The sequence below is a fragment of the Weissella kandleri genome (assembly GCF_001438705.1).
Taxonomy (GTDB): Bacteria; Bacillota; Bacilli; order Lactobacillales; family Lactobacillaceae; genus Weissella; species Weissella kandleri.
Window position 1 is genome coordinate 1 of record NZ_JQBP01000001.1, and the last position, 26,400, is coordinate 26,400.

24 protein-coding genes, 1 tRNA gene, 2 pseudogenes and 1 riboswitch are annotated in these 26,400 nt (G+C 40.1%); of the genes and pseudogenes, 24 read left to right on the forward strand and 3 right to left on the reverse strand.

Annotated elements, in window-relative coordinates; translation table 11 throughout:
• Positions 1-479: 479 nt before the first annotated feature.
• The 3 genes and pseudogenes from IV73_RS00005 (at position 480) to IV73_RS00015 (ending at position 1,665) form a co-directional block, all read left to right on the forward strand.
• Positions 480-1,114: pseudogene (locus IV73_RS00005) on the forward strand (copper homeostasis protein CutC).
• 103 nt (positions 1,115-1,217) lie between these two features.
• Positions 1,218-1,291, forward strand: a tRNA-Pro gene (locus IV73_RS00010).
• A gap of 56 nt (positions 1,292-1,347) precedes the next feature.
• Positions 1,348-1,665, forward strand: a complete 318-nt coding sequence (locus IV73_RS00015; protein ID WP_057753150.1) for a hypothetical protein — start codon at positions 1,348-1,350, stop codon at positions 1,663-1,665.
• 71 nt (positions 1,666-1,736) lie between these two features.
• On the opposite strand, the gene IV73_RS00020 is transcribed toward IV73_RS00015, so the two are convergent.
• Positions 1,737-4,547, reverse strand: a complete 2,811-nt coding sequence (locus tag IV73_RS00020; protein ID WP_057753152.1) for a YfhO family protein — start codon at positions 4,545-4,547, stop codon at positions 1,737-1,739.
• A 285-nt stretch (positions 4,548-4,832) separates the two neighbouring features.
• On the opposite strand from IV73_RS00020, the gene IV73_RS00025 reads away from it, so the two are divergent.
• The 21 genes from IV73_RS00025 to IV73_RS06700 all read left to right on the forward strand — a co-directional run bounded on the left by IV73_RS00025 (position 4,833) and on the right by IV73_RS06700 (position 25,277).
• Positions 4,833-5,786 carry a mannose/fructose/sorbose PTS transporter subunit IIA gene (locus IV73_RS00025; protein WP_057753154.1) on the forward strand — a complete coding sequence of 318 codons (954 nt, stop codon included), beginning with the start codon at positions 4,833-4,835 and terminating at the stop codon, positions 5,784-5,786.
• 28 nt (positions 5,787-5,814) lie between these two features.
• Positions 5,815-6,621, forward strand: coding sequence for a PTS mannose/fructose/sorbose transporter subunit IIC (locus tag IV73_RS00030; RefSeq protein ID WP_057753156.1), 807 nt, complete (start codon positions 5,815-5,817; stop codon positions 6,619-6,621).
• Between the two features lie 16 nt (positions 6,622-6,637).
• Entirely contained in the window at positions 6,638-7,552 is a 915-nt protein-coding gene (locus tag IV73_RS00035; RefSeq protein WP_057753158.1) for a PTS system mannose/fructose/sorbose family transporter subunit IID, read from the forward strand.
• A gap of 196 nt (positions 7,553-7,748) precedes the next feature.
• Entirely contained in the window at positions 7,749-8,138 is a 390-nt protein-coding gene (locus IV73_RS00040; protein WP_057753160.1) for a DUF956 family protein, read from the forward strand.
• A gap of 134 nt (positions 8,139-8,272) precedes the next feature.
• Positions 8,273-10,552: an RNA polymerase recycling motor HelD gene (gene helD / locus IV73_RS00045; RefSeq protein WP_057753162.1), complete on the forward strand. Its 2,280-nt coding sequence runs from the start codon at positions 8,273-8,275 to the stop codon at positions 10,550-10,552.
• Between the two features lie 6 nt (positions 10,553-10,558).
• Positions 10,559-11,503 (forward strand): type I pantothenate kinase, encoded by a 945-nt coding sequence (gene coaA, locus IV73_RS00050; protein WP_057753164.1) that lies wholly within the window; start codon positions 10,559-10,561, stop codon positions 11,501-11,503.
• Positions 11,504-11,880: 377 nt separating this feature from the next.
• Positions 11,881-12,582: a LysM peptidoglycan-binding domain-containing protein gene (locus IV73_RS00055; protein ID WP_057753166.1), complete on the forward strand. Its 702-nt coding sequence runs from the start codon at positions 11,881-11,883 to the stop codon at positions 12,580-12,582.
• Positions 12,583-12,759: 177 nt separating this feature from the next.
• Entirely contained in the window at positions 12,760-13,635 is an 876-nt protein-coding gene (locus tag IV73_RS00060; protein ID WP_057753168.1) for a cation diffusion facilitator family transporter, read from the forward strand.
• An 83-nt stretch (positions 13,636-13,718) separates the two neighbouring features.
• Complete coding sequence (locus IV73_RS00065) at positions 13,719-14,105, forward strand: fluoride efflux transporter FluC (protein WP_057753170.1); 387 nt, start codon at positions 13,719-13,721, stop codon at positions 14,103-14,105.
• Complete coding sequence (locus IV73_RS00070; protein ID WP_057753172.1) at positions 14,102-14,464, forward strand: fluoride efflux transporter FluC; 363 nt, start codon at positions 14,102-14,104, stop codon at positions 14,462-14,464. Before IV73_RS00065 ends, IV73_RS00070 begins: the two co-directional genes overlap by 4 nt.
• Positions 14,465-14,618: 154 nt before the next feature.
• Complete coding sequence (locus tag IV73_RS00075) at positions 14,619-15,389, forward strand: CAP domain-containing protein (protein ID WP_057753174.1); 771 nt, start codon at positions 14,619-14,621, stop codon at positions 15,387-15,389.
• Positions 15,390-15,680: 291 nt separating this feature from the next.
• The gene (locus tag IV73_RS00080) at positions 15,681-17,222 is read left to right on the forward strand and encodes an MDR family MFS transporter (RefSeq protein ID WP_057753176.1); all 1,542 of its coding nucleotides are present in this window, start codon (positions 15,681-15,683) and stop codon (positions 17,220-17,222) included.
• The gene (locus tag IV73_RS00085; protein ID WP_057753178.1) at positions 17,219-17,842 is read left to right on the forward strand and encodes a DUF4811 domain-containing protein; all 624 of its coding nucleotides are present in this window, start codon (positions 17,219-17,221) and stop codon (positions 17,840-17,842) included. Before IV73_RS00080 ends, IV73_RS00085 begins: the two co-directional genes overlap by 4 nt.
• Positions 17,843-17,989: 147 nt before the next feature.
• Positions 17,990-18,457, forward strand: coding sequence for a hypothetical protein (locus tag IV73_RS00090; protein WP_057753180.1), 468 nt, complete (start codon positions 17,990-17,992; stop codon positions 18,455-18,457).
• A 59-nt stretch (positions 18,458-18,516) separates the two neighbouring features.
• A riboswitch (THF riboswitch) is annotated at positions 18,517-18,625 on the forward strand.
• A gap of 39 nt (positions 18,626-18,664) precedes the next feature.
• On the forward strand, positions 18,665-19,228 hold the full coding sequence (locus IV73_RS00095) for a folate family ECF transporter S component (RefSeq protein WP_057753182.1): 564 nt from the start codon (positions 18,665-18,667) through the stop codon (positions 19,226-19,228).
• 312 nt (positions 19,229-19,540) lie between these two features.
• On the forward strand, positions 19,541-20,527 hold the full coding sequence (gene trpX / locus IV73_RS00100; protein WP_057753183.1) for a tryptophan ABC transporter substrate-binding protein: 987 nt from the start codon (positions 19,541-19,543) through the stop codon (positions 20,525-20,527).
• Positions 20,528-20,553: 26 nt separating this feature from the next.
• Complete coding sequence (locus tag IV73_RS00105; protein ID WP_057753185.1) at positions 20,554-21,450, forward strand: ABC transporter permease; 897 nt, start codon at positions 20,554-20,556, stop codon at positions 21,448-21,450.
• Positions 21,450-22,220, forward strand: coding sequence for an ABC transporter ATP-binding protein (locus IV73_RS00110; protein WP_057753187.1), 771 nt, complete (start codon positions 21,450-21,452; stop codon positions 22,218-22,220). The genes IV73_RS00105 and IV73_RS00110 overlap by 1 nt, the downstream gene beginning before the upstream one ends.
• A 275-nt stretch (positions 22,221-22,495) precedes the next feature.
• On the forward strand, positions 22,496-23,914 hold the full coding sequence (pyk, locus tag IV73_RS00115; RefSeq protein WP_057753189.1) for a pyruvate kinase: 1,419 nt from the start codon (positions 22,496-22,498) through the stop codon (positions 23,912-23,914).
• A 164-nt stretch (positions 23,915-24,078) separates the two neighbouring features.
• Positions 24,079-25,038 carry a DUF1002 domain-containing protein gene (locus IV73_RS00120; protein ID WP_057753191.1) on the forward strand — a complete coding sequence of 320 codons (960 nt, stop codon included), beginning with the start codon at positions 24,079-24,081 and terminating at the stop codon, positions 25,036-25,038.
• A 95-nt stretch (positions 25,039-25,133) separates the two neighbouring features.
• Positions 25,134-25,277, forward strand: a complete 144-nt coding sequence (locus tag IV73_RS06700; protein ID WP_169790290.1) for a hypothetical protein — start codon at positions 25,134-25,136, stop codon at positions 25,275-25,277.
• A gap of 54 nt (positions 25,278-25,331) precedes the next feature.
• Here IV73_RS06700 and IV73_RS06735 read toward each other — a convergent pair whose 3' ends face one another.
• Entirely contained in the window at positions 25,332-25,514 is a 183-nt protein-coding gene (locus IV73_RS06735) for a virulence activator alpha C-terminal domain-containing protein (protein ID WP_057753193.1), read from the reverse strand.
• Between the two features lie 336 nt (positions 25,515-25,850).
• Positions 25,851-26,228 (reverse strand): annotated as a pseudogene (locus IV73_RS00130) (phenolic acid decarboxylase); the annotation flags it as partial.
• Between the last annotated feature and the right edge of the window lie 172 nt (positions 26,229-26,400).

Below are 26,400 nucleotides of genomic sequence, written 5' to 3' on the forward strand. Positions count from 1 at the left end.
CCTTATGAATGGCTTAATGTAGCTGTTTATAAGGTTTTATTTTTGTGATGATATCTTTTTAGACTCTTGGATAACTTAGGGTTTAAAAATCAATTCAATATGACAAAGCTTATTATCCTACATGAAGGATTGGTATTGAAGCTAGTATCTATAAATGGTATATCCTTGTTTCAAATCTCCGCTTTAATTCAATTTAAGCGTATAAGGTAGTTCATTAAATATTTTGAGCGTTTAAAAGTTATATCAAAAATTGTTAATTCGAGGGTTACATATGAAATTGATTACCGTGTCTTTACAAGAATGAGTGAGTATGGAGTAAGGATTAAAATAATTTTTTACTATACAGTGTAAATTATTGTATAATCTTGTTGTTGATAAGATTAATCAGGGATGGATTTAAGAAAAGCTAATATAAGTCTAAGCCAGCTCAAATTTTTATGCGGGAATTGCTAAATTACTGAAATTAAATGGAGAAGTAGATGATTAGAGAAATTGCGCTAGAAAGTTATTCGGTGGCACAACAGGCGGTTAAAGCCGGCGTGGAACGGATTGAATTGAATCAACGCCTTGATTTGGGGGGCTTGACTCCGCAGCGTGCTACTTGGCAAAAAGTTCAAAAGTTAAAAGTGCCAGTAGTTGTGATGGTGCGTCCGCGTGGCGGTGATTTTAATTATAATAATGACGAATTAAAGCAAATGAAGGCAACGCTGCGGCAATTAAAAGCTGATCAGATGCAAAGTGTGACGTTTGGGTATTAAATGCGGATCAGACTTTAAATAAACCCGCTATGAAAGAGTTAATTGAATTAGCTGCCCCAATGGAAGTTGTCATGCATATGGCTTTTGATGCGATTCAACAAGCCGAACAGGTAGCTAGTATGCAATGGCTCAGTCAAAATCACGTCCATCGTATTTTGACGCATGGTGGGGCATTAACTGAAGACTTGAGTGACACGGTATCGCATTTAAAAGCATTGGTAAAAGCCGCAGAGCAATTAGAGGAGCCAATGATCATTTTACCTGGTGGCGGCGTAACAGCTGATAATATCAAGCAGTTGCATAATCAATTGGGCGTCACGCAATTCCATGGTTCTAGAATCATTAAATTAGATTAATATGGAGCACCACAAAATTTATTTTGGGAAAAAGCATGTTTTGCTTGATAATTTTGGATGATATGCGTATAATTAATTTTGTTGTGTTAGTTATATTACACATCGGGATGTAGCTCAGCTTGGTAGAGCACCTGGTTTGGGACCAGGGGGTCGCAGGTTCGAATCCTGTCGTCCCGATCGTAAAGCAATGCCTTGAGGGTGTTGCTTTTTTATTTTAGAAGGGAGAATTTCAAATGAAAACATCAGTTGATACCATACAAGCAGATTCATTTATTGCACTAATTAATCAACTTTCGGCAGATAGTTTGATTGTTGGTGAAAAAACATTTCATACTGACCCTGGCTTTCAAGTGCGTGATCCGCAAAGTAACGAAGAAATACAATTACCATATTGGGATGTTTTAAAGCAGGCAGATGGTTCATATTGGTCACCTTTAGATGGTGATCGGAAAATGCTATATAATGTGACGACTTTTGAAGTGCGGCCCAATGATCAAACAGCTTGGCAAGCTGTACCAGTGTGGTATGAAGCTGATGCAGTAGAGCAATAAGGTCATCAGGATGAATTCAATTTTTAAAAATAGACATAAAAAAGGGGCAAGTTTAAACTTGCCCCTTTTTATTAAACGTTTTCCAGTTTACGTTGCTTTAAATATCGATAAACATGATAAATCAAAATTAGCACAACCAGACCAAGACCTAGTAATCCGAGCAATAACCCTAATTTAAGACCAGGGGTATGATATTCTAAGTGGATATGGTTGGTGCCGGCTTGAAGTTGAATACCGAGCAGCCCATTATTAATTTTGATTAGTTTCTGGTTAGCACTTGTCCAACCGGTTGACCAAGGAATGGTTGTCGCCAAGACCTGGGGCTGGTCGCAGTGATAATTAAAATCAATGGTATCTTTGCCGTAGTTAACATATTTAGGTGCACTAGTTTGCGCCGTTTTCGCAACTTTTGCAAAACGATCATCAATTGGAATTGCTTTAATTTTTAATTGATATTTATATTGACCAATTTGTGAAAAAGTAATTGGAATAAATTGATCATGCTGAATATCTTTGGCCGCTCCTAAGTTTAAGGTTAGTTCGCGCCGCTTTTGATAAAATGATAAATTATTTTGCCCTGGTTGGTAAACAGTTTTATCTTGTCCTTGATAGGTCGTTTTGAGTGTATAACCGTTAATTTTATGACTCAGATTTGTTAAGTTTTGCATGAACCAATTATATTTAAAATTAGCGGGATTATACTGTAAATCCTTGGGGCTGTTTGGATTAGCTAATTCTTGGCGATAGTTAAACTGATATTGGTTAACTTCCGTGGATAAACGTTGTTGCCAAGATGCCGGCTGGTACGTTAAGTTTGTAATTTCTAAATGAATCTCAGTACCTGCTAGTTTTGGATTAGCTTTTAGCATAATTCCATTCGGGAGGGTTGATGGCATTGATTTATAGGTTTGGTGCACCTTTTTTTGCCATTTGGTACTACCTTGATCGCTGATGAGCGCCGTCTGAACCGCTTGTTCAAACGGTGAATGTTGTTGACCACCGCGTGGTACAACGACGGAATCTGCGATGGCAGCCTCCTTTTGTGTTGCCGAGAATTGTTTGTAAGCTTTTTGATTAATTTGATGCTTAGGAATATAAAATTGAGGATAAGCCAAGAGTGACTGTCCGCGTTTAAGCTGGTTTAAACTTGTTAAATTATTCTGATAGGTCGGGGGGAGTTTACTGATTTTAGATGTAAAAATAGATGAAACCCCTAAAGTATTTAGTAAGACATTACGCTGATCTAAATCACCCGTGACATCGTTACCAGACGCGGTGGGAATTTGGAATCCTTTCATAAATTGACCTAATGAACGATTTTGAAGCGACCAATAACTTTCAACATTATTAATACCAGCGATTAATGGTATATTACTAGCTGGTGAAATTCCGGTTGCATTCCCTAACTGATTATCAAGATAAACGCGTTCATGGGGGAGGAGCGCGCCCTTAATTTCTTTTTGTTGTGACATTAAATTCTGTACTGCAGTTTGAGTCATTGTGGTAGCTTCTTTCGGATTACTATCATTAGTGTGATTACGTGCCATTAAAACAAACAAATTAAAAAGCACTAAACCGCCAATCCAGATTTTTTTTCGACGATTTAAAGGTAGATGTAAGAAACTGAGGCCTAAAATTCCCGCAAAATAAGCGGCTATTAGAAAACCAAATTTAGTATTCAAGTTAAAATTGTCGCCTGCCAAAAGTGAGATTGCACTGAGAACACCAACGCCAGTGGCCCAGTGTAAGTCAGGCCGTTCAATGGCTTGTTGATTGATATGGCTAAGATATTCCAAACAGATGAGGGCAATCGGAAGGCTTAATAAAAAGACCCAGCGATTGGATGGTGATGTTCCACCGTTAAAGCAAGCAGCTATAGCTGGAATAAGTAAGCAAATGATGCTACCTAGCCAGATATAGTTGTAATACTTAAAGGTTTGAAAATGACGGAAGCTGTGGACGATTGCCACGACACTAATGAAAGTCAAGCCACCCGTAAGCCAGAAACTAGGGGTTAAATCATTCCCGATAATTTTTCCAGGTAAGGTTAGATAGTAGGAAATGGGGTAGACAATCAGCCCATTTGCGAGGGTATCACCAGCGCGTGCCGCCTTCATAGTTGCAAGGGCGGAAGGGATGAAAAGTGGACTACTAATTAAAAAGCCTAAACCTCCCGCTCCAATAACATGAACAAATTGAGCTCGGACACTCCGTTTTTGAATAAGTAAAAAAATCCAGACCAGACCAGTGGCAATCCCAAGCGACCAAGCAAAGTAAAAATTATTCCAAAGCGTCCAAGCCACCATTAGGGTAAAAGGTATCCATGTTTTATTTCTTATTAAATGGAGGAGACTCAAAAGAAGTAATGGCCATATAATTAAAGGGTTAATAAAAAAAGGATGTTCAAATGCGGCAAACGCAACATAGCCGGAAAAAACATATAAAGTAGCGCTAAGGGCGAGGGCGTTTGGGGTAACCCTTTTTTGTAAAATACGTGGAGCGGCATAGATGAAAGCAATGCCAGCAAGCCACAGGCGTACGATAATCATACAACTATAGTAAAAAGGAACCATTTTAGCGCTAAAAAAAGCGATGGGGTACGTGAAAAGATCTCCCATTACATAGTAAGAAAAGGTTTGAAGATAATCTTGTCCCAAACTGATGTTCCAATTCCACTGGGCTGGCCACTGATGTTGAAATAATATCCCCTTTAAATCAGTTTGCCATTGCAATAAAGCAGGGAAATGTTGAGTGATACCATCTGCATTCCAGATTAAGGTATTTGCGCCTACAAAATAAGGTCCAAAAATAGCACAACTAAGCAGGAAGAAAATGGCGGTATAGCGGCAAAAGGCTGGATTTTTAATTTTTTTAAACCACATAAAAACTTTCCTATCATTTTAATAAATTTATTAAGATTTATTATAGCACGCTTTGCGAATCGTCGATTTTCAGTACAATATATGAATATTATTTCAAATATATAATGTGACTAATTTGCTAAATACATGTAAAAATTTGCCGATTGTTTATAGATTATATTAAAAAAATTAACAATGTTGTTGATATGCTAATGAAAACGTTTACTTATTTGTAAAAATAGGGTATCATAATATACGTACTTAAAAATTATGTAGGTATGAATAAAATATAAGGAGCTCCGCGAAATGGTTAATTTTATTATTGCCAGTCACGGTGAGTTTGCATCCGGAATTAAAATGTCGGGTCAAATGATCTTTGGTGAGCAAGAAAATGTGGAAGTAGTTACCTTTATGCCAAATGAAGGGCCTGATGATTTGCGTGAGAAATATTTGCATGCAATTAATCAGTTTGAAGGTGGACTGGATAGTCAAATTTTGTTCCTCGTCGATTTATGGGGTGGATCACCATTTAATCAAGCAAATTTGATTGTGGCTGAACATCCAGAGAATATGGCATTGATTTCTGGTTTGAATTTGCCAATGTTGGTTGAAGCCTATGGGGCACGTTTTACAAAGGAACATGCGATTGAGATTGCTCAAGATTTGGTCCCCATTGCGCGTGATGGTGTAAAGTCAATTCCAGAAGCTGAAGATGCTAAAAAAACCCCTGTTAAGGCTGGCGGAAATAGTGGTTTAAAGGAAGGAAAGATGAAGATCAATTTGGTCCGCATCGATACACGTTTGTTGCACGGACAAGTTGCAACGGCTTGGACGCCAGATTCAAAAGCCAACCGGATTATTGTTGTTTCTGACAACGTTGCCAAAGATGATATGCGTAAGAATTTGATTATTCAAGCAGCACCAAATGGAATTAGCGCGAACGTGGTTCCCGTTGATAAAATGATTGAAGTTATAAACGATAATCGGATGGGTGGGGTTGAAGCGTTCCTTTTGTTTGAAAACCCTGAAGATGCCTTACGTGCCATCGAGGGTGGTGTGCCGATTGATACCATTAACGTTGGATCAATGGCCCATTCTGCGGGTAAGACGATGGTCAACAAGGTGCTTTCAATGGATCAAACTGATGTCCAAACGTTTGAAAAGATGCGGGACATGGGCGTTAAATTTGACGTCCGTAAGGTGCCTAGTGATTCAAAGGTTGATTTGTTTGAATTGATTAAGAAAGCTCATGTTAAGTAAATATTTAAGGATTGAAAGGTAGAATATTATGTCAATAATTTCGATTATTTTAGTAATTGTCGTGGCATTTTTCGCCGGGATGGAAGGGATTTTGGACCAGTTCGAAATTCACCAACCATTGGTGGCATGTACATTGATTGGACTTGTAACGGGACATTTGATTCCATGTGTGATCTTGGGTGGAACGTTACAAATGATGGCCTTAGGATGGGCTAACATCGGAGCCGCTGTGGCACCGGACGTGGCTTTGGCTTCTGTCGCATCTGCTATTATTCTTGTGCAAAGTGGTCACTTTGACTCAGCACACATCACTATTGCGTACGGAGCTGCGATTCCTTTGTCAATCGCTGGATTGTTCTTGACCATGATTGTTCGTACAATTTCAGTTGGTATGGTTCACGGAGCTGATGCTGCCGCTAAGCGTGGTGACTATAAAGCCATGGAGCGAATTCACGTTACGACCTTGATGTTCCAAGGATTGCGCATCGCCATCCCGGCCGGATTGCTGTTGGCAATTCCAACGGATACAGTGCAAGCTTGGTTGAACTCAGTACCTGCCTGGTTGACTGATGGAATGGCTATCGGTGGTGGAATGGTGGTTGCCGTTGGGTATGCCATGGTTATCAACATGATGGCTACACGAGAAGTTTGGCCATTCTTCGCCTTGGGATTTGCCTTGGCCGCTGTAACTGACTTGACTTTGATTGCCTTTGGAATTATTGGGGTCGCAATTGCCTTGATTTACATCAACCTCTCAAAGATGGGTGGTAATGGTGGTGGCGGATCAAACGGTGGTTCCGGAGATCCTGTTGGCGATATCCTAAATGAGTACTAAAGGAAGGGGAGAGATTATGACTGCAGAAAGAATTACACTTACAAAGAAAGATCGCTTCTCAGTTGCTTTACGCTCAACAATTTTGCAAGGTTCATGGAATTATGAACGAATGCAGAATTTGGGATTTGCATACTCACTAATGCCAGCGATCAAAAAATTATACACGAATAAAGAAGACCGGACGGCGGCCTTAGTACGGCACATGGAATTCTTCAATACTCATCCATACTTGGCTTCTCCTGTTTTGGGAGTTACCTTAGCCTTGGAAGAGGATCGTGCCAATGGAGCTGAGATTGATGATGCGGCGATTGCCGGGGTTAAGGTTGGAATGATGGGACCTTTGGCTGGAGTCGGAGATCCGGTCTTTTGGTTCACAGTTCGACCAATTTTGGGAGCCTTGGGAGCATCATTGGCCATGGCTGGAAACATCATGGGACCTATCTTGTTCTTCGTTGCATGGAACATTATTCGTTGGGCCTTCATGTGGTACACGCAAGAGTTCGGATATCATGCCGGAAATGAAATCACCAAGGATTTGTCTGGTGGTTTGTTGAAAGATATCACCAAGGGAGCATCAATTCTTGGAATGTTTATCTTAGCCGTGTTGGTTGAACGGTGGGTTAACATTAAGTTCGTCCTTCAATTGCCGGCTAAGAAGTTGGCTGATGGAGCTTATATCGATTTCCCTAAGGGCAATGTCACTGGTTCACAATTGCAAGAAATCTTGCAAAAGCAAGCTGATGGTGTCAGCTTAGTTCAAAATGTGCCAAATACTTTGCAAGAAAACTTGGACCTTTTGATTCCAGGTTTGATGGGATTGCTTTTGACCTTCGCCTGCATGTGGCTTTTGAAGAAGAAGGTTTCACCAATTATTTTGATTATTGCTTTGTTCATTATCGGGGTTGTATTGCACGTACTTCACATCCTATAATATAAACATTGTTAATTTTAAAATGGGCTGGGGTTGAAATCCCAGCTCATTTTTTATTTAAGTTTGGTCTTGATGGTAAAGTAGCCAGCACATTCACGAAATTTGATATAATGATTTTTGGCGGTGTTTGAGTGACATTGTTTCTTATATAATAGGTAGAAAATAATATAATTTAAAATTATAGACGGAGGATATGATGGTAGAATCATTGAATACCAAAGTAGATTTAACCGCTAAAGGTATTTCGTATTTAGGAATCGGTGCTAAATATGGCAATATTATGATTGGTGATCGCGCATTTGAATTCTTTAATGAAAAAAATATCCAAGATTATGTACAAATTCCGTGGAAAGACATGCAAAATGTCTATGCCCAAGTGAAGCATGGTCAAAAGCTTGGCCGGCGTTTTAAAATTCAAACGACCGTTGGGGAATTTGATTTTTCTTCCAAAGAAGTCGGACCAATTTTGAAGTTGATTCGTCATCAATTGGGGAATGAACATGTGATTCGCCAAAGCGGTTTTTGGAAGCAAATGGGACGGACCATTTCTGGAATGTTTCAGCATAAAAATAAGACAAAGCCATAATCAACACTAACTAGAAAAGCTGGGATGGAAATCATCCCAGCTTTTCTGATAGGGATTGACGGGGCAGTTTGTGGAATCTTTCCTGATTGTGTGGTAGTATAGAATAACTAATTTTTAGAAAGAAGGCCCCTCAAATGCAAGAATTGGAATATGAGCAAAAGCGTTTAGACGGAGTTTTAGAGTCCATCCATACTGCGCAAATTGAAAATGAAAAGAAATTAAGTCGCGCCGCTAAGGATCAAGCAGAAGTAGATAAGGGGTGGAACGACGTCCGTTTTAAATCGTCAACTTATTCGGGCCTATTTGAGACGGCTATGTCGGTGCGGCAACAACAACAAATGTTGAAAGAACGTGAATTGGCACAAAACTCGGCGGAGCATCAAGCAGAAGTCTTAAAGCGCTTGGATCAGAATCCTTATTTTGCACGGATTGATGTGCAAGATGCGGGGAGCGATCAAGTTGAACCAATTTATATTGGATTGGCTTCATTTTCTGATAAGCCTGATAATTTTTTAGTATATGATTGGCGTGCCCCAATTTCTTCCATTTATTATGACGCGGGATTGGGACCGGTTAAGTATGAAACGCCAGAAGGAACTCAAACGGCGGAAGTTACCTTAAAGCGCCAATTTCAAATTGAAGATGGGAAAATAGTTACTTTATTTGACACTGATGAAGTCGTGGGCGACCAAATGTTATTAAACGCCGTTTCTGGTGAGTCTTCCACGAAGATGAAATCAATTGTGACGACAATTCAACGCGAACAAAATAAAATTATCCGAAATACGAAGGCTAAATTACTCTTTGTCCAAGGGGCGGCTGGATCTGGTAAGACATCAGCCGTTTTGCAACGGGTGGCCTATTTGCTTTATCGCTATCGGGGTAATCTAACCGCGGGTCAAGTGATTATGTTCTCGCCTAACCAACTGTTTAATGATTATATTAATCAAGTTTTGCCTGAAATGGGTGAACAAAATATGATTCAAATGACCTTTTATCAATATACTTCAAGGCGTCTCCCTAAATTAAAATTGGAGACGTTGCAAGAGCGTTTTGAACGGCCTAAAACGGATGAAGAGAATCGGATTACTGACTTAAAGGGATCGAAGGCTTATTTTGATGCAGTTGGACAATATGCTAAAACTTTAAATCAACATGGGATCCGTTTCCGGTCGGTTAAATTTCAGGGTCGGGAATTAATTTCTAAAGACGAGATTGCTGAAATCTATTATTCATTTAATGAAAATTATAGCTTGAGTCAACGTTTGGAAGTAACGCGTGAGAAGTTAGTCAATAAGCTTCGAGGATATGTTAGCAGCGAAATGCGGGCTGATTGGGTTGAAGAAGCCATTCAGAACCTATCCAAAGATGAATATGATAGTTTGTTGGGGGATCAAGTCCGTGAATTTAAAGATGAAAAAGCAGAATATAATGCTTTAGCGAAATTGATTGTGCAAGATGCGATGCGGCCTGTCTTACAACAGGTGAGTCGTACGCGCTTTTTGAATATTAATGCGCAATTTGTGGATTTTTTGCGTAAGGCTCCTCAATTTATTACTTTGGCTGACTATGACTTGGATGAAGCGAGCTGGCAGCGTGGGGTAGAACGGACCTTGCAACAGATGAAGTCTAAGCGCTTAAATTTAGATGATATGACGCCGTTTATGTATCTATTTGATGTCGTAAAGGGGAGTCATGGTGAGCGTGATATTCGCTTTATCTTTATTGATGAAATTCAAGACTACACGCCATTCCAGTTAGCCTTTTTGCAGTTCACTTTCCCAAAAGCCCGGTTTACCATGTTAGGTGATTTAAATCAGGCCATTTTTACGAAAGAAAATGCACGTTCTTTGCATCGAGAGCTATTAGAATTATTCAGTACGGAGGAGAGCGAATTGGTGCAATTGACGCAAACCTATCGTTCAACACAACAAATTTCTGACTTTGCGAAGGCATTATTATTAGATGGAGCGCAAATTGATGCCTTTGAACGTTCTGGAGCTAAGCCGACGATTCAAGTGGTGGATGATTTTGAGACCATGGTACAATCTGCACGAACACAAATCCAGCAAACCAAGGCGCAACATGAGACCACGGCGATTATTACGAAGACGTTGGCAGAAGCGCAACAGGTTTACGCAGTTATGCAAGATGATGAAGATGTTACCGTGATTCGGACGGAAAACCAACGTTTAGTACCAGGAACGTTGATCGTTCCTTCTTACTTGGCTAAAGGTTTGGAGTTTGATGCGGTAATTATGTGGGATGCATCCGAGCAAAACTATCAAGGCGATGACGAACGACAACTAGTTTATACGATTGCCTCACGAGCAATGCATCAATTAACGGTTTTGGCCCAGGGAAAGTTGAGTCCGCTATTGAATGTTGATGCAGCCTTATTTGAAAGAAAGTAGAAAAGTATGGCAGAATTTCCATTAGACTTTACGGTATATCAAAGGCAAACTTGGCAACAATTAACTATGCCCATTGCGCGACGAGCTGATGAATTAGTAACACCGAAAATATTATCTGAGATTAAAGCGTTCAATGATGAGGTGTCAATGGATGATGTGATGAAAATATATCAACCTCTCGTAAATTATATTATTTTACGCAAGCGTCAAGTCGATTTAGATTTGGCGGAACGGCAGCGCTTTTTAAATCAACTAGCCCATCCAGTTCCTTATGTAATAGGAATTGCCGGTTCAGTAGCAGTGGGTAAGTCCACAACGGCGCGTTTGTTGCAGTATATGTTGCAAGTTGAATATGGGTTAGAGCGGGTGGCCTTAGTGACCACGGATGGTTTCATTTATCCGAATCAAGTTTTAAGACAACGAGGGATTATGGACCGCAAAGGGTTCCCAGAATCTTATGATACTAAGGCGTTGGTGCAATTTTTAAATATGGTTAAGGGGGGCGTCAAACGTTTACGGGTTCCTCGTTATTCACACGAGCAATCTGATGTTGTGGCAGATAGTTATGATGAATTTGATCAACCTAGCATCATGATTATTGAAGGTGTAAATACTCTACAAATTAATGATTCTCTTAATGTCTTGTTATCGGATTTTATCGATCTTTCCATTTATGTTGATGCGGAAACCGATATGATTGAGCAATGGTACTTAGACCGTTTTATTGCGCTTTTGGATAAAACTAGAGCTGAACATGATACTAATAATTATTTTTGGCAGTGGGTTGATTTAAGTCGCGAAGATGCTTTGGCCATTGGGCGTAATATTTGGCAGACAGTTAACTTAACGAATTTAAACAAATATATTTTGCCAACTCGTGAACGTGCTAATATTGTCTTGCGGAAACGAGAAAAACATGAAATCGACGAAGTTTGGTTACGAAAGTTCTAAAATGTAACTTTAAAAAATTACATATGTGTTACAAACTAGGCGAAAATCCAAAAATTAAAAACAAAATAATCGAAAAAAGGATTTTTTAGTTACAGACTAAAATAAAATTATTGAGATTAGATTTGTTTTTAAAATTCAGTTGTATCAAGACATTACCGTGTCCAATGTTCGAATATTGCGTTAAAGTTACATGAATTATAGATGATTTGGTGGATTAGTAACGGATTGTAAAGTGAGCTTAATATACAAATGCTGTGACTTGGTAAACTTATATATGTTGATGCGACGAAGAGAAGACGTCGTGAGTAAGAAGTCCACCTGATAATTACATCAGGTGAGAAAAGTTGGAATTCGATAATCTAGGAGAATTTTAAATAATGAATAAAGTAAAAGAAACAGCCTTAACAGTTGCCGGATTGACTGCTGTATTTGGGGCAGGACAAACAGCAATTCATGCCGCAACAACTTATACAGTTGAAGGTGGAGACACTTTGAGCGATATCGCAACAAAGTTCAACACAACGGTTGCTGACCTTGTACAAGCTAATAATTTAAAAGATGCTAATTTGATTATCAAAGATCAAAACTTAGTTGTTTCAGAAGATGCTTCAGAAGTAGCAACATCAGAAGCTACGGCATCTGAGTTGGCCGCCCAAGCTGCTGATGATGCAACATCATCATTAGCTGCTGCTTCAGAAGCTGCCGCATCATCTGCTGCTGCCTCAGAAGCCGCTGCATCATCTGCTGCCTCTTCAGCCACTCCTAAGGCTGCCAGTGCTGCACCCGCTTCAAATGGCGGTTCAGTTCAAGCTACTGCGGCAGGCTCAGGTTCAGTTTATGAACAATTTATTGCTGCCGGTGGAACTGCTGCTTTGTGGCAATACGTGGTTATGCCTGAATCAGGTGGAAATCCGAATGCGACTTCACCAAATGGTTACCATGGTTTGGGACAAACTAAGAATGCTTGGGGTTACGGTTCTGTGGCTCAACAAACTGCTGGGATGGTTGGTTATGCAACTTCACGTTACGGCTCAATTGATGCCGCTATCTCATTCCGTCTTTCACACGGTTGGTGGTAAAATAAACTTAAATTTAGCTGGTTATTCGCAAAAGCGGATAACCAGTTTTTTTGATGAAAAAAACCTCTAAAACATCCATCCTGGCCTAGACTTCGTTAAATTCACGACTATTTATGAATGTATTTTCATATATATGTTAGAATGAAAGAAATAACTCAATCGAGGAGGGTAAAAAAGATGCAAGGAAAGACAACTAATCGACGCTATTCGATTGCGACATTGATGAACATGATTATCACGATTACCGAATTAGTTGGTGGGATGTTGGCCGGGTCGTTAGCATTGGTTTCTGACGCGGTACATAACTTTACGGATGTTATTTCATTGGTGATTGCATGGGTGGCTCAGCTGATTATTGGTCAGCAAGAAAACGCTGAGAAAACATTTGGTTATCGGCGCGCCCAAGTCCTTGGCGCTTTTGTGAACGCCTTGTTCTTAATAATAGTGATGGCCTTTTTGATTGTGGAAGCAGTAAAAGGTTTTGTTAATCCCCAGCCTATTAAAGGAACGGTGATGTTAGCGATTGCTATCATTGGGCTGGTTGCAAATCTTGTGACTGGATTAATGTTGATGGGTGGTGAGCATAATATTAATCAAAAAGCAGCACTTTTACATATCCTGGGTGATACACTATCATCTATGGGAGTGATTTTTGCGGCCGTGATGATTTATTTTTTCAACTGGCTCTGGCTCGACCCTACCATTACGTTATGTGTAGCTTGTTATATTTTGTATGAAACGTGGCCCGTGTTAGTGACAGCGACCAATATTTTAATGGAAGCGAATGCGTCAGTTGATTTAAACGATATTGCTCAAGTAGTGGAGCAATGTCCATATGTGCGCGGGGTACATCATGTGCATGTGTGGCAAATTGATGAAGAGCATTTGGCGGTGTCCTTACATGTAACGATGGAAAATCAAGCCTTATCTGATGTTGAAACGAGTATGCATGCCATGCAAAAAATGTTAGGGCAAAAGTATCCTGGTATGCATGTTACCATTCAGCCAGAAATTGATCATTTAGACCAAGGTCTGGTTAAAAATGAAAGCTAAGGTCAAAAGTGCTATAATAATTTCGTTGCTGTAAAGGGTTGCCCTGCAGCAATACATATAAAAATATTAAATAAGGAGGCAAAATGTTTTTAAGTCTTAAAAACCAACGCTGGTTATTAATCGGGTTGGGTGGATTTTTTGGGGGTGGCCTGAGGGCAGTGGTGGAACATTTGTTACAAAGCGATGCCCCTTTAGGAACATTATTGATTAATTGGACAGGCGTATTTGTTTCAGTATTATTAACGGAAATTTTGGTCAAGCATTGGTCGGTTTGGCAACAGTGGCATGCTGATTTTCTTTCAATTGGGTTAATTGGCGCATACACAACGTATTCAACCGCTTTATTAGAGATGAGCCAACAAGCGTTTGTACCAGCTATAATTTACTGGTGTTTGAGTATCATTGGTGGGGTCTTAATTGCATTAGCGGCCCAAGTATGCGCGCGCTGGATACGAGGTGCCCAAAAATGATATTTTTAATTGCAGGTAGTGGCGCTGCCCTAGGTTCAATTGCACGGTATTGGATGATAGAACGATTACCGGAAAAATTCCCTAAATTACAAAATTGGAAAGTGGTTATATTGAATTTAATTGCAATCTTTATGATGGGTTATGTGACACGTTTAGGGATGAATAGTGCGTGGAGTTCTTTTATTGCAACAGGAATGATTGGTGGTTTTTCAACTTTTTCAACGCCGATTATTGAATTGGCTAATGCAATCACTACTGATAATGACCAGCAGTTGGGGCCAGTGCTATTGAAAACAGTAATTATGTTTATTGGCGGGTTTCCGATTTTGTGGCTGGGCCTATATGTGTCTGGGCATTAAAACGGGTAAATTCGAACAGTTTTAAAAAAATTGTAAAATAAGCGTGTTAAGATTGTTTTGAATCGTAATCTTTTTGTTATTTAGGTTTGGTATAGTCAATGTAGAAATGTTAATCAAGTAAATTAAGAATTAATGAAGGCGAGAAATAATTAATATGAATAATTCAAAAAAAATTGTTGGAACTGCGATTGCAGCCGCAGCATCTGCAATTCCTTTCTTAGGCGGAAATGCTTCTGCTGATCAAGTCTCATCATTCCGTGATACATCTGTTGACGATGCGCAAAAAGCAACAGATGATGCCAAGAATACACCTATGTATACCGTTCAATTTGGCGACACTTTATCATCAATTGCTGACGTAACAGGTGTATCAGTCGATGATTTGATGAAGTTTAACCATTTAAATACTTCATCTGTTATTGTGAGTGGCGATCAATTAAAGTTGTCAGAAGGCGAAGATAGTGCTGTTAATTCTGATGCAGCAACTGATTCGCAGGCTGCAGGTAATAATGGAGTAGCTAGCTCTGCTGGAAATAACGGTTCATCCGCAGTTCAAAATAACAAAAATGTTAAGGTAACAAACACCGCCGCTTCTAGTTCGACGGATGTTACATTAGCAGCGTTGAATTCAATGCGTGTTAGTGCTGGGTTGCCTGCTTTGAGCTGGGATTCCAGCTTAGCTGCTAAGGCACAAGGTCGTGCAGCGCAAGTGGCCGCTTTGGGTGGAATTCCAGCCGATCACTTTAGGACTTCTGGAGAAGTTATTGCCATTGGTTGGGGGGCTGGTTCTTCAGTTATTTCAGCTTGGTATAACGAAACCAACATGATTGGTGGACCTGGACACCGTAATTGGGAAATGAACGCTTCATATACACATGTCGGATTTGGATATGTGAACGGCGTGATTGTCGGAGAAGCACGTTAAAATCGTAATTTAGAAGAGGTTAGCTCGTAAAGGGCTAACCTTTTTAATTTTGGTTTGTGCAAGTCCAAGAGAGGAAATTAACAATGCTCAACTTATGAAGAATGACTTGGGCAAGTTAAAAGCTGAAGATTGCCTCAGATTAAAAAAATAAATTACTCTAGATTGTATGTATAACCGGGTTTTATGCAAACGGTTACATAAAATTTCATAAAATCGGCGTTGCTTTTCATGTTAAATAATCTTACAATGTTATTCATACAAAATACATCGTTTGATGTTAAGGAGGATGACATGACTGATAAAACAAATAAAGTTGTCGATATCCATGGAAAGCCTTATTCAAGGATAGCTTTCATTTTGGTAATCTTATTGGCAACTTTTGCTGGAACTTTGAATCAAACGGCTTTAGGAACCGCAATCCCGACACTAATGCGGGAATTTGATATTTCTATGGCCACAGCCCAGCAAGCCACCACGTGGTTCTTGCTGGTCAATGGGATTATGGTCCCTGTTTCAGCATTTTTAATGACGCGGTTTAAGACCCGTTGGCTCTATGAAATTGCCTACGTGTTGTTATTTTTAGGATTATTGATGACTAGCTTGACGCCAGCTGATCATGATTCATGGTGGATTTTCATTATAGGACGGTGTCTATCGGCTTTGGCAGTTGGGATTACCGGACCTTTAATGCAATTGGTGATGGTTAATATTTATCCACCGGAGCAACGGGGAGCAGTGATGGGACTCAGTGGATTGGTTGTTGGAATGGCACCGGCAATTGGTCCCACTCTGTCGGGATGGATTCTAGAAAAGGATCACATCATTTTAGGTATGACATTGAGCAATTCTTGGCGCTCAATTTTCATTGTGCCAATGATTATTTTAGCTTTGACGGTGCTTATTGGACCTTTTGTCTTTAAGGATGTTATTCCAAAAAGCGCTGGTAAGCTCGATTGGATTTCATTGATTTATTCAACAATTGGCTTTGGGATGTTCCTTTGGGGCTTCACAAATGTCGCCATGGATGGTTGGGGTGATTTTAAAAATGTAATTTTGCCAATCATAATTGGCTTGGTTGTGATTGTCGGCTTTATCTTGCGGCAACTCCGGCTTGAAAATCCATTTTTAAACGTACGTGTCTTCAAGAATAAGCAGTTTACGTTGACGACAATTTTGGTCGCCCTAGCCATGATGGCGATGATGGGGGTCGAAATGATGTTGCCAACTTATCTTCAAAATGTGCATGGATTGAGCACGTTAGATTCCGGATTGGTTCTTTTGCCTGGAGCTTTGATGGTTGGAGTGATTTCAATGGTTGCTGGAGCGGCTTACGATAAGGTCGGAGCTAAACGCTTGTCAAGGATTGGATTCTTGATTCTAGCGATTGGAACAGTACCATTTATGTTCTTAGGAATGGATACGCCAACGCATTATGTAACTTTGCTATATGCTTTGCGGATGTTTGCAATTGCCCTGGTTATGATGCCATTAACTGCTTCAGCAATGTCAGCTTTGCCCGTTGAAACGGCAGCTGACGGAACGGCAGCCAACAGTACTGTCCGCCAGGTTGCTTCGGCGGTGGTAGTTGCTTTGTTGACTTCAGTGACGCAAAATGTAATTAATAATAATACGCCGGCGCATCATTTGATGGGTGAAGATTCTATCAAATATGCTTTTAAAGCAGCCCAAGCGGCATTGGATGGTTTCCATGTATCCTTTGCAATAGGAATGTCATTTGCGGTGATTGGCTTCATCTTAGCTAATTTTTTGGCTGGCAAGCATCACAGCAAAGACATTGATGTAGAAGCATTTGAGGAGGGAAAAGCAGCATGATGATCCTGATATATGTCCTCATTTCCGCCGTGATTTTTTATTCCGTGGCGATGATTAAAAAACCAGTTTTGCGTATTAGTATGACAACAATTGGTTTGTTGTTATTAGTTGGAGCAGTTGGCTTGACTACGCTGAACTTTAATCAACATTGGGGAATGAAAGAAGTAACGACGACGCAAACACGAGCGATTTATTCAGCTGCGCCAGCTCAATCGCCAGTCAAAATGGTAATTAAAAAAGAGCTGGGGACTAAAGCTGATAATTATGTCCTAGTTTATCGTGACCACGCGGACGATCAAGAAGCTGAAGCCCATTTTATTCCAGATAAAGACGATATGAATAAATTAGTGCACAGCTCAGCAACTTATCGAGTGGCTGACGTCGATGAAGCCACGGTTACTACGAAAGTCACACGATGGCGCTTTGATTCGGACCTAGCGAAGTATCTCTTTAGCTTTGCGGGGATGGATGGTAGCCTTGCCCGGCAATCATCGGTGGTGACGGTGCCAAAAGAAGGGTGGACAGTGATGACGCCAGATGAGGCCAAGGCGGCCGCAAAAAAAGCTGCTCAAATGCAACAGCAGATGATGGAACAACAGGCGCAGATGGCGGGCCACTAGCCATAAAAGTTGGGGTTAAAAAAGTTTATGTAAATTAAAAGACTAAGCAAGCTTGATTACAAGCTCGCTTAGTCTTTTTTGAGAAGTATTAGGTTTATAGGCGTGGTAAAATAAAATAAAATGTTAAGCAATTTAGAGGAAACTTCAATGCAGATTATTAAAGATTACGATGATTTTAAAATTATTAATTTAGATGCAAAAGACCCACGTCCAGAAGAACCAACGAGTTTGCCGGTAGGGAGTAGTGGTTTAATGGTGTCCTCCTCTAAAGATGGGGCGTATCTTGAAGAAATGGTAAGTTGGCCAGCGACATACTTAATGTGGGTTGCCGGCGATTGGGAACCCTTAGTTGATCGTTTAGTCATCGATCGCTGGCATTGGGCATTGGTCCATCAAGTCTATCAGCGTAGTTTAATCCGTGTGGCGGGTGATTTAACGACGGGGCAGCAATTGGGTGCATGGTGGTCAGAGCAAGGCGTACCTATTTTAAATGCTGGGTCACGGTTAATGTTGCACCGCCAAAATTTGCAGGTACCAACTACCAAAGTATCGCAGCGCCAGATAATTAATACGCATATCCCAGCTGATTTTCCACGTAATTTCAACCACCTGTAACATTAAGCTTTACAGGTGCGAATAAAAGCACTATAATGACGAAGGACTTAAGTTAAGTCCGCAGGGTAGAATTCGATGCGTATAGGTCTCTAAAAACGGAATGTGAGTTAGAGAAGAAAAATTAAACTTTTGAGTTTAATTTGCGATGTCGGGTTCGCATTCACTGTAAAAGGTGAAACCCTCCATTATTTAAGGAGGTGTTTTCAAATGAAGACATTAGAATATTTCAAGTTACCCAAGTTACGGGTCCAAGCGTTGGCTTTATTAGGGGTCTTAATGGCCTTAGACATTATTATTTCACGTTTTACAGTGGGGACGGCTTTTTTGCAAATTAGCTTTACTTTTATTACTGGAGGCCTGATTGCTAAATGGTACGGTCCTTTATGGGGATTACCGGCAGCTTTTTTAATTGATTTTTTAACCAATTTAATGAGTGGTCAGCCATATATTATTGCTTTTACATTGGTTAAATTGTTATCAGCGTTAATTTTTGGAATCGCCTATTATCAACGTGAACAGCTTTCGTGGACACGTATTACGGTAACGGTCTTCTTGCAACTGCTGCTGGCGAATGTAATCTTAAATACGTATCTGTTAAGTGTGTATAATTTTATTCCGGTGCATTCATTAGCAGCGGCGATTAGTTCACCCATCATTTGGGCCCGAGTGTTAAAAAGCGCGATTATGTGGCCGATTGAGGTGATGTTGAGTTATGCCATCTTGAATAATAAAAATTTGGAACAATTACGAAAAGATGCCTTTGAACGTTAAAGAACTTGTTTTTATGAAATTAGTTTGTTAGTATGAATGTTATCAAATATAGTTTGGAGAAATGTTATGTTAAAGGGACAACAACAATTAAATCTTTGGTGGCGTATTTAACGCGACCGAACTAGTAGTTAGTAGGTTCGGACGTGCACTTTCATAGTGCAATCGAATCTACGGCTAGATTTCTCCTGAATATCAAAGGAACGTCTACCTAGATTAGTTTGTCTATGTAGGCGTTTTTTGTGTTGAAAGAAGTAAAAATGCTGGATATCTCACTAGAATGTTTAGCATTGAGTCTGCCCTAGGGAGAAAGAAATGAATCATAAAATTCTGGGAACAATAGTTGGTCTAGCCGCATTATTAGGCGTGGCTGGAGTGCAAGAAAACCGGCAACCGGCGGATCAAGCGGTTAAAACGGTGGGGATCTTGCAATATATGAGTCACCCGGCTTTAACCGAAATATATCATGGAATTGAGCAAGGTCTACAAGATGAAGGGTACCAGGTAGGCAAAAACATCAACATTGATTTACAAAATGCGCAAGGTGATCAGTCGAATTTGAAAACGATGGCTGCTCATTTTGCTAGTACCAAGCCCGCTGTGACGGTTGGGATTGCGACACCGGCGGCGGTAAGTTTAGTCAACACCATGCAACAACAGCCGGTTGTATTTGCCGGTTCAACCAATCCCGTGGGTGCTAAGTTAGTTCCTCGTTATCAACATCCAGGAGGGAATGTGACAGGAGTGTCGGACCAAGCGCCGTTACAAGCACAATTAAAATTAATGCAAACTTTGGTACCATCAATGCATACTGTGGGTGTGATTTATACTTCATCAGATGATTCTGCAACGACCGAGGCTCGTAAATTTATGCGGTTAGCCCAAAAACACGGAATTAAAATTAAAGCTTATTCCATTGCTTCGACGAATGATTTAAACCAGACGAGTTTACAGATGTTGCAAGCAGGGAATGTTGATGCTGCCTTTGTACCCACTGATAATACGATTGCTGGAGCGATTGATACCTTGATGCAAAATGCGAAAAATGTGCAAATTCCGGTCTTTCCGACAGTCGATAGTATGGTTGAAAAAGGGGGCTTGGCTTCTGAATCAATTAGCCAAAAAGGAATTGGTCGTGCAACGGGGCACATGGTTGGGCACATTTTGTCAGGAGCTAAACCAGGTGATCAAGATGTGGAATTTATGCAACAAGGGAATTTAGTGATTAACCAAACGGTTGCTGATGAATTGCAGATCAAGATTCCGGATAACTTACGAACTAAAGCTAAGATGATTAAATAATTTTTTAAAAGACAAGGAGTGGGCAGATGAGTATAATTGTATCAGCAGTTGGACAAGGGTTAATCTGGGCGATGTTAGGGCTTGGATTATACTTGTCTTTTCGGATTTTAAATTTTCCTGATATGACGGTGGAAGGTACCTTTCCTTTGGGGGCTGCGGTAGCCGTAACGGGTATTAGTACGGGAATGAACCCAGTTGTGGCATCTTTATTAGCAGCCGGAGTTGGAGCTTTAGCGGGGCTTGTAACGGGGTTACTATACACGAAGGGACAAATTCCAATTTTGTTAGCGGGAATTTTAACGATGACCGCGGTCTATTCGGTAAATTTGCGGACTATGGGTCAAGCAAATCGTTCATTGTTGGGGGCGAAGACCATTTTTAATGGTAGTTTGCTTAAGCACTTACCAGAAAATTTTCCCACGGTGGCAGTTGGTCTGGTGATAGCGGTGGTGATGGTTTCAGCTTTGGCATATTTTTTACAAACAGAATTAGGTCAAGCATTTATTGCGACCGGTGATAATCCTAAAATGGCACAAGCAATGGGAATTAATACCCATAATATGACAATTTTAGGATTGATGTTATCCAACGCGTTAATTGCGTTTGGCGGATCTTTAGTCGCGCAAAATAATGGTTTTGCCGATGTGAATATGGGATTAGGCATTATCGTGGTCGCCCTGGCTTCCATTATCATTGGCGAGGTGGTCTTTGTTGAGGATGTGACTTTGACCGAACGGCTCATTACAGTAGTGATTGGATCAATTTTGTACCGTTTTGTGTTGGTATTAGTTCTAGCGTTAGGGCTCAACGCCAATGACTTGAATCTCTTTAGTGCCATTATCTTGGGGCTAGCTTTATTGTTGCCTAAGTTGCGCCAATTTTTCCATTTTGATCGTATTTTGCTAGGACGGAGGGCAGACTAATGACAGAACCAATTTTAGAATTAATTGATGCAACTGTAATCGTTAACCAGAATACGCCGGATGCCAAAATTATTTTACAAGGGGTCAATTTGACAATTCAACCTGGCGAATTTATCACGCTTTTAGGTTCAAATGGGGCAGGAAAGTCAACTTTGTTCAATGTGATTGCGGGAACGTTACCTCTTTCATCTGGACAAATTAAAATTGCGGGACAGGACGTGACGCAGATGGGAGCAACTCAGCGAACCAAGCTGTTAGCTCGCGTCTTTCAAGATCCAAAAGTAGGGACTTCACCACGGATGACGGGGGCTGAGAATTTGTTGTTGGCAGAACGTCGTGGGCAACGTCGCCGGTTATTAAATCGCCGTTTGACGGCCGAAAAGCAAGCCCATTTTGTGAACTTAGTTAATCGGATGGGAAATGGATTAGGAACGCGCTTAGATATGCCGACAGGGGCATTGTCAGGAGGACAACGACAGGCCTTGAGCTTTGTGATGGCGACATTAAGCCGGCCCGAAATCTTATTATTAGATGAACATACTGCCGCTTTAGATCCGAAAACCAGCCAACAATTAATGCGTGTTACTGATGAACAAGTTCGAGAACAACATTTAACGGCACTGATGATTACCCATAATTTAGATGATGCATTACGGTATGGTAACCGGTTATTAATCTTACATGCGGGACAGATTCAAGCCGACTATAATGGCGATGAAAAATCCCAATTAACGCGGAACCAGTTGCTTGATTATTTTGAACAATATTAGTGTAATTAAAAAGCAACAAAAACGTAATACAAGGTAAATAAATTTAATTCTGGCTGCATTTGAAGAATGGTTATGATAGGTATTTATTGAATGGAATCGCTTACTAAGATTAACATCGTCTTTTGAATTCATGTGTATCATGTCACATAAGTCCCTAAATCCGGTCAATCCGGCTTTTACATTTGAAAAATGATTTTACAATTAGACGTAAAACAGTTAGAATATAGGAGAATTAAATCAAGTAATTTGCATGGGTAAAAGGAGATTTTCTTAAGATGAAGAAGACAAAAATTGTTTCAACACTTGGACCTGCTTCAAGTGATGTCGAGACTATTGCTAAGTTGATTGATGGTGGAGCTAACGTTGTACGTTTTAACTTCTCACACGGTGATCACGAAGAGCACTTAGGTCGGATGAATGCCGTCCATGAAGCTGAGAAGATGACTGGTAAGAAGGTTGGATTCTTGTTGGACACCAAGGGTGCCGAAATCCGGACAACTGTTCAATCAACTGGTAAGATTGAATTCAACATTGGAGATGTAGTACGGATCTCAATGGACGATTCTTTGGAAGGGACCAAGGAAAAGGTTGCCGTTACTTACCCTGGATTGTATGACGACGTTAAAGTTGGTGGACATGTTTTGTTTGATGATGGGAAGCTTGACTTCTTGATCACTGAAAAGGACGAAGCAAACCGCGAATTGGTAACAACAGTGCAAAATCACGGTTTGTTGGGATCACGTAAGGGTGTTAACGCACCTGGTGTTTCAATCAACTTGCCTGGAATCACTGAAAAGGATGCTGATGATATCCGCTTCGGTTTGGAACACGATATCAACTTTATCGCTGCTTCATTCGTTCGTAAGCCAGAAGATGTTAATGACATCCGCGCTTTGTTGAAGGAAGCTGATAAGGAAGATGTTATGATCTTCCCTAAGATTGAATCTCAAGAAGGAATTGATAACTTCGATGCTATCTTAGAAGTTTCTGATGGATTGATGGTTGCTCGTGGAGACATGGGAGTTGAAATCCCAGCCGAAAACGTTCCTTTGGTACAAAAGGACTTGATCCGCAAGTTGAATGCTGCTGGTAAGCCAGTTATCACTGCTACTGATATGTTGGATTCAATGCAAGAAAACCCACGCCCTACACGTGCCGAAGCGTCTGACGTTGCTAACGCTGTCTTTGACGGAACTGATGCAACAATGCTTTCAGGGGAATCAGCTAATGGTGATTACCCGGTTGAAGCCGTTCAAACAATGGCTCGCATTGACGAAAAGGCCGAAACTGCTTTGGCTTTGAACGGACGTCACGTTAACGAATTCATTGCAAATGATGGAAATACTGAATCAATTGCTGCTGCCGTTGCAGAAGCAACTAGCAAGTTGGACATCAAGGCAATCGTCGCTTCAACTAAGTCAGGAAACACTGCTAAGTTGATTTCAAAGTACCGTCCAAATGCCGATATCTTAGCTTTGACTTACGATGAGCGGGTTGAACGGGCTTTGAAGATCTACTGGGGTGTACAACCAGTTATCGCTGACATGCCTGAGAGCACTGATGAAATCATTGCTGCTTCTAAGCAAGCTGCTTTGGATCAAGGGTTGGCTCAAAAGGGTGATTTAATCATCGTTGTTGCTGGTGTGGCTGCTGAAGTCGGATCAACTAATTTGATGACTATCCAAACTGTTTAATTTTTAAAATTACAGACAAGTCAAATTTGGCTTGTCTTTTTTTGTGGGTAAAATAAATTGATACTGATTGAAATTAGCTAGTTTGGAAATTTACTTTACTAAAATGTAATAATGATGTAAAATAAACGCAACAATAGAAACAAGAAAATATGAGGTCAAAAATTATGCAAATGAAACGAACATTAACTGGCTTTGTCGTCGGTGTAACGGTTGTTGGAGCATTAAGTGGCTTGATGGGAGTTCAAGCGGCTACGCAGACACAAACAAAGCAATTAAGTCAGGCGTACGTTGTGATTGGCTCAGGAAATAATGATCAAGCGGGGATGTTGAAAAAACTTGATCCAAATGGTAAAGCTAAGCAAATTACGGTGAATGGGGCGGATGGAGACCAATATCTAAATTTACAAGGGGTGAGCGACAGCGCCATGATTAGTTCAGTCTCGGTTGCGCCAGCTGAACCTGGTTCGGGGACCTTGGTTAATTTACAAAAATACAATGGTGAAGATAATATTACCAAAGTCACAGCTCAGCAATATGCCATGGCGGCAACTTTGGCTGGGGTGAATGATGTTATCATAACTGTGACATCAAATCAGGCGGTGTCTGGTGAATCAGCTTTAGCAGGAGTGTATAAAGCCTTGGCATCCGATGGAACTAACCTAGACGACAATAACACCACGGCCGCTAATGATTTATTGTCTGCGACATCACAAGCTCAGTCAGAGGTAGGGGATAAAAATGCTGGTAAACTTTCCGGATCTGTAACTGATACAGCGGCAGAAATTGCCGACAATAAGCAGCAAGGTAATGAAATGACTAATAGCGATATTACTAATAGTTTGAATAATAATTTAAACAATAATAATATCAATATTTCGATTAATGCCCAACAACAGATTGTCAAAGCGCTTGAGACTTTCCAACAAGCGCCCATTGCATCTAGTGCTTCCTTTATCGACAATGCTAAAAAGCAGGCTAAGCATTTAAAAGGATCAACTGGTGACATTATGGCTAAAGCTGGTGATTTTTTGAATTCGGAAGATGCTTCAAATTTGAAGGCGCAAGCGACTGGCTTTTGGGCGAAAATTAAAACCTTCTTCGCCGGATTATTTAATCAAAATTAATTTTGGATATCAAGACTGAAAGTGTTATAGTGAAACTGTAGACATTACGCTAGGCTTTTTACCTGACGTTGATAAAAAAATACGGAGGTACGATGATGTCACAGAAAAATCGTTTAAAGAAATTGTTAGAGAAGCAAGGGATTGATACTTTACAGGTAGATGGAACGGCTGTGCCAGTTCAATCAGCGAAAGAACTTGATTTGATTGAGGCAGCTAAGGCCCAGGGTATTATGAAATAACTATTAACTAAAAAAACTACATCGATTCTTTTATTGGGAATAGATGTAGTTTTTTTATTGATGACTAGTTAACCATACGATATGATTTTCTTCACGTTCAATCGCGCGGTCTAAAATTAAATAATGACCATAATCGTGCTGAATATCAGTAGCGTGCGTAAAAAGGGCTTCTTTACGTTTTAGGAAGTGATCTAGTTTTTCTTGGTGTACTTTTAGACTAGATTTTAAAATATACATTTAAAATGTCTGAATTCTGATCAGCAATAAAATATATTTTTAAAGAAGTTAAGTCTTCGTTGTGTTCAGTGATTGGTTCTAACAACCAATCATTTAACATGCTAAGCCCTTTATCAGTCGCCGTATAGTAAAATTTCCGTGGCTCATCAGTAGTTTTACTGATTAAGTCTTCTGCAACCATTTTATTTAATTAGGGATAGAGCTGACTATGTGAAGATTTCCAAAATTCGCCAATTTCGTTGTTAAATTCATCCAGAATATCATCGGCAGTGATATGATCATTTTGCGATAAAATACCTAAGATGACAAAAGGTAAAATACGAGGATTAGACATAATTAGTGTTTAGTATTTAATCGATGATAATCGGCATCGAAATAGCGATCAGCGCGGATGTCATCTGGCATTCCGGCGTAAGGGGTTTCAGAAATGACATCTTCATTATCTAAACCAGCATCGGCGGCATAGGTAATTTTAGCGAATTCAGGAACCAATAATTTTGGATAAGTTTCGTATTTTACACGTGATTCTTCCATAAGATCGATGTGCTCATTTTGGAAAGTGACAGTGATTTCGGGATGTTCTTCGACCCGCTTGGGGAAGAAGATTGTTCCATGAAGCTTGTCTTCATTTGTCAAGAAGCCTAAAGCAACGTCAGTTCCAGTTGGCTCGGTCCAAGAAATTTTGTAGATACCTTCTGTTAACATAATGATATCGACATAAGATAATACATAAAATTTTAAAAAGCTGAACTCAAAAAAATGAAAAAAATAAAAAAAGTCTTGCATTTTATGGTTTGTGAGCGTATATTTAATTGTGTTGTTAAAAGACATGGACAGTTAGCTCAGTTGGTAGAGCAACGGACTCTTAATCCGTGGGTCCAGGGTT

Excerpts from the sequence above, each read along its gene's own strand:
- IV73_RS00015 (WP_057753150.1), top strand. The coding sequence starts at position 1,348 with ATGAAAACATCAGTTGATACCATACAAGCAGATTCATTTATTGCACTA.
- IV73_RS00020 (WP_057753152.1), bottom strand. The coding sequence starts at position 4,547 with ATGTGGTTTAAAAAAATTAAAAATCCAGCCTTTTGCCGCTATACCGCC.
- IV73_RS00025 (WP_057753154.1), top strand. The coding sequence starts at position 4,833 with ATGGTTAATTTTATTATTGCCAGTCACGGTGAGTTTGCATCCGGAATT.
- IV73_RS00030 (WP_057753156.1), top strand. The coding sequence starts at position 5,815 with ATGTCAATAATTTCGATTATTTTAGTAATTGTCGTGGCATTTTTCGCC.
- IV73_RS00035 (WP_057753158.1), top strand. The coding sequence starts at position 6,638 with ATGACTGCAGAAAGAATTACACTTACAAAGAAAGATCGCTTCTCAGTT.
- IV73_RS00040 (WP_057753160.1), top strand. The coding sequence starts at position 7,749 with ATGGTAGAATCATTGAATACCAAAGTAGATTTAACCGCTAAAGGTATT.
- helD (WP_057753162.1), top strand. The coding sequence starts at position 8,273 with ATGCAAGAATTGGAATATGAGCAAAAGCGTTTAGACGGAGTTTTAGAG.
- coaA (WP_057753164.1), top strand. The coding sequence starts at position 10,559 with ATGGCAGAATTTCCATTAGACTTTACGGTATATCAAAGGCAAACTTGG.
- IV73_RS00055 (WP_057753166.1), top strand. The coding sequence starts at position 11,881 with ATGAATAAAGTAAAAGAAACAGCCTTAACAGTTGCCGGATTGACTGCT.
- IV73_RS00060 (WP_057753168.1), top strand. The coding sequence starts at position 12,760 with ATGCAAGGAAAGACAACTAATCGACGCTATTCGATTGCGACATTGATG.
- IV73_RS00065 (WP_057753170.1), top strand. The coding sequence starts at position 13,719 with ATGTTTTTAAGTCTTAAAAACCAACGCTGGTTATTAATCGGGTTGGGT.
- IV73_RS00070 (WP_057753172.1), top strand. The coding sequence starts at position 14,102 with ATGATATTTTTAATTGCAGGTAGTGGCGCTGCCCTAGGTTCAATTGCA.
- IV73_RS00075 (WP_057753174.1), top strand. The coding sequence starts at position 14,619 with ATGAATAATTCAAAAAAAATTGTTGGAACTGCGATTGCAGCCGCAGCA.
- IV73_RS00080 (WP_057753176.1), top strand. The coding sequence starts at position 15,681 with ATGACTGATAAAACAAATAAAGTTGTCGATATCCATGGAAAGCCTTAT.
- IV73_RS00085 (WP_057753178.1), top strand. The coding sequence starts at position 17,219 with ATGATGATCCTGATATATGTCCTCATTTCCGCCGTGATTTTTTATTCC.
- IV73_RS00090 (WP_057753180.1), top strand. The coding sequence starts at position 17,990 with ATGCAGATTATTAAAGATTACGATGATTTTAAAATTATTAATTTAGAT.
- IV73_RS00095 (WP_057753182.1), top strand. The coding sequence starts at position 18,665 with ATGAAGACATTAGAATATTTCAAGTTACCCAAGTTACGGGTCCAAGCG.
- trpX (WP_057753183.1), top strand. The coding sequence starts at position 19,541 with ATGAATCATAAAATTCTGGGAACAATAGTTGGTCTAGCCGCATTATTA.
- IV73_RS00105 (WP_057753185.1), top strand. The coding sequence starts at position 20,554 with ATGAGTATAATTGTATCAGCAGTTGGACAAGGGTTAATCTGGGCGATG.
- IV73_RS00110 (WP_057753187.1), top strand. The coding sequence starts at position 21,450 with ATGACAGAACCAATTTTAGAATTAATTGATGCAACTGTAATCGTTAAC.
- pyk (WP_057753189.1), top strand. The coding sequence starts at position 22,496 with ATGAAGAAGACAAAAATTGTTTCAACACTTGGACCTGCTTCAAGTGAT.
- IV73_RS00120 (WP_057753191.1), top strand. The coding sequence starts at position 24,079 with ATGCAAATGAAACGAACATTAACTGGCTTTGTCGTCGGTGTAACGGTT.
- IV73_RS06700 (WP_169790290.1), top strand. The coding sequence starts at position 25,134 with ATGTCACAGAAAAATCGTTTAAAGAAATTGTTAGAGAAGCAAGGGATT.
- IV73_RS06735 (WP_057753193.1), bottom strand. The coding sequence starts at position 25,514 with ATGTATATTTTAAAATCTAGTCTAAAAGTACACCAAGAAAAACTAGAT.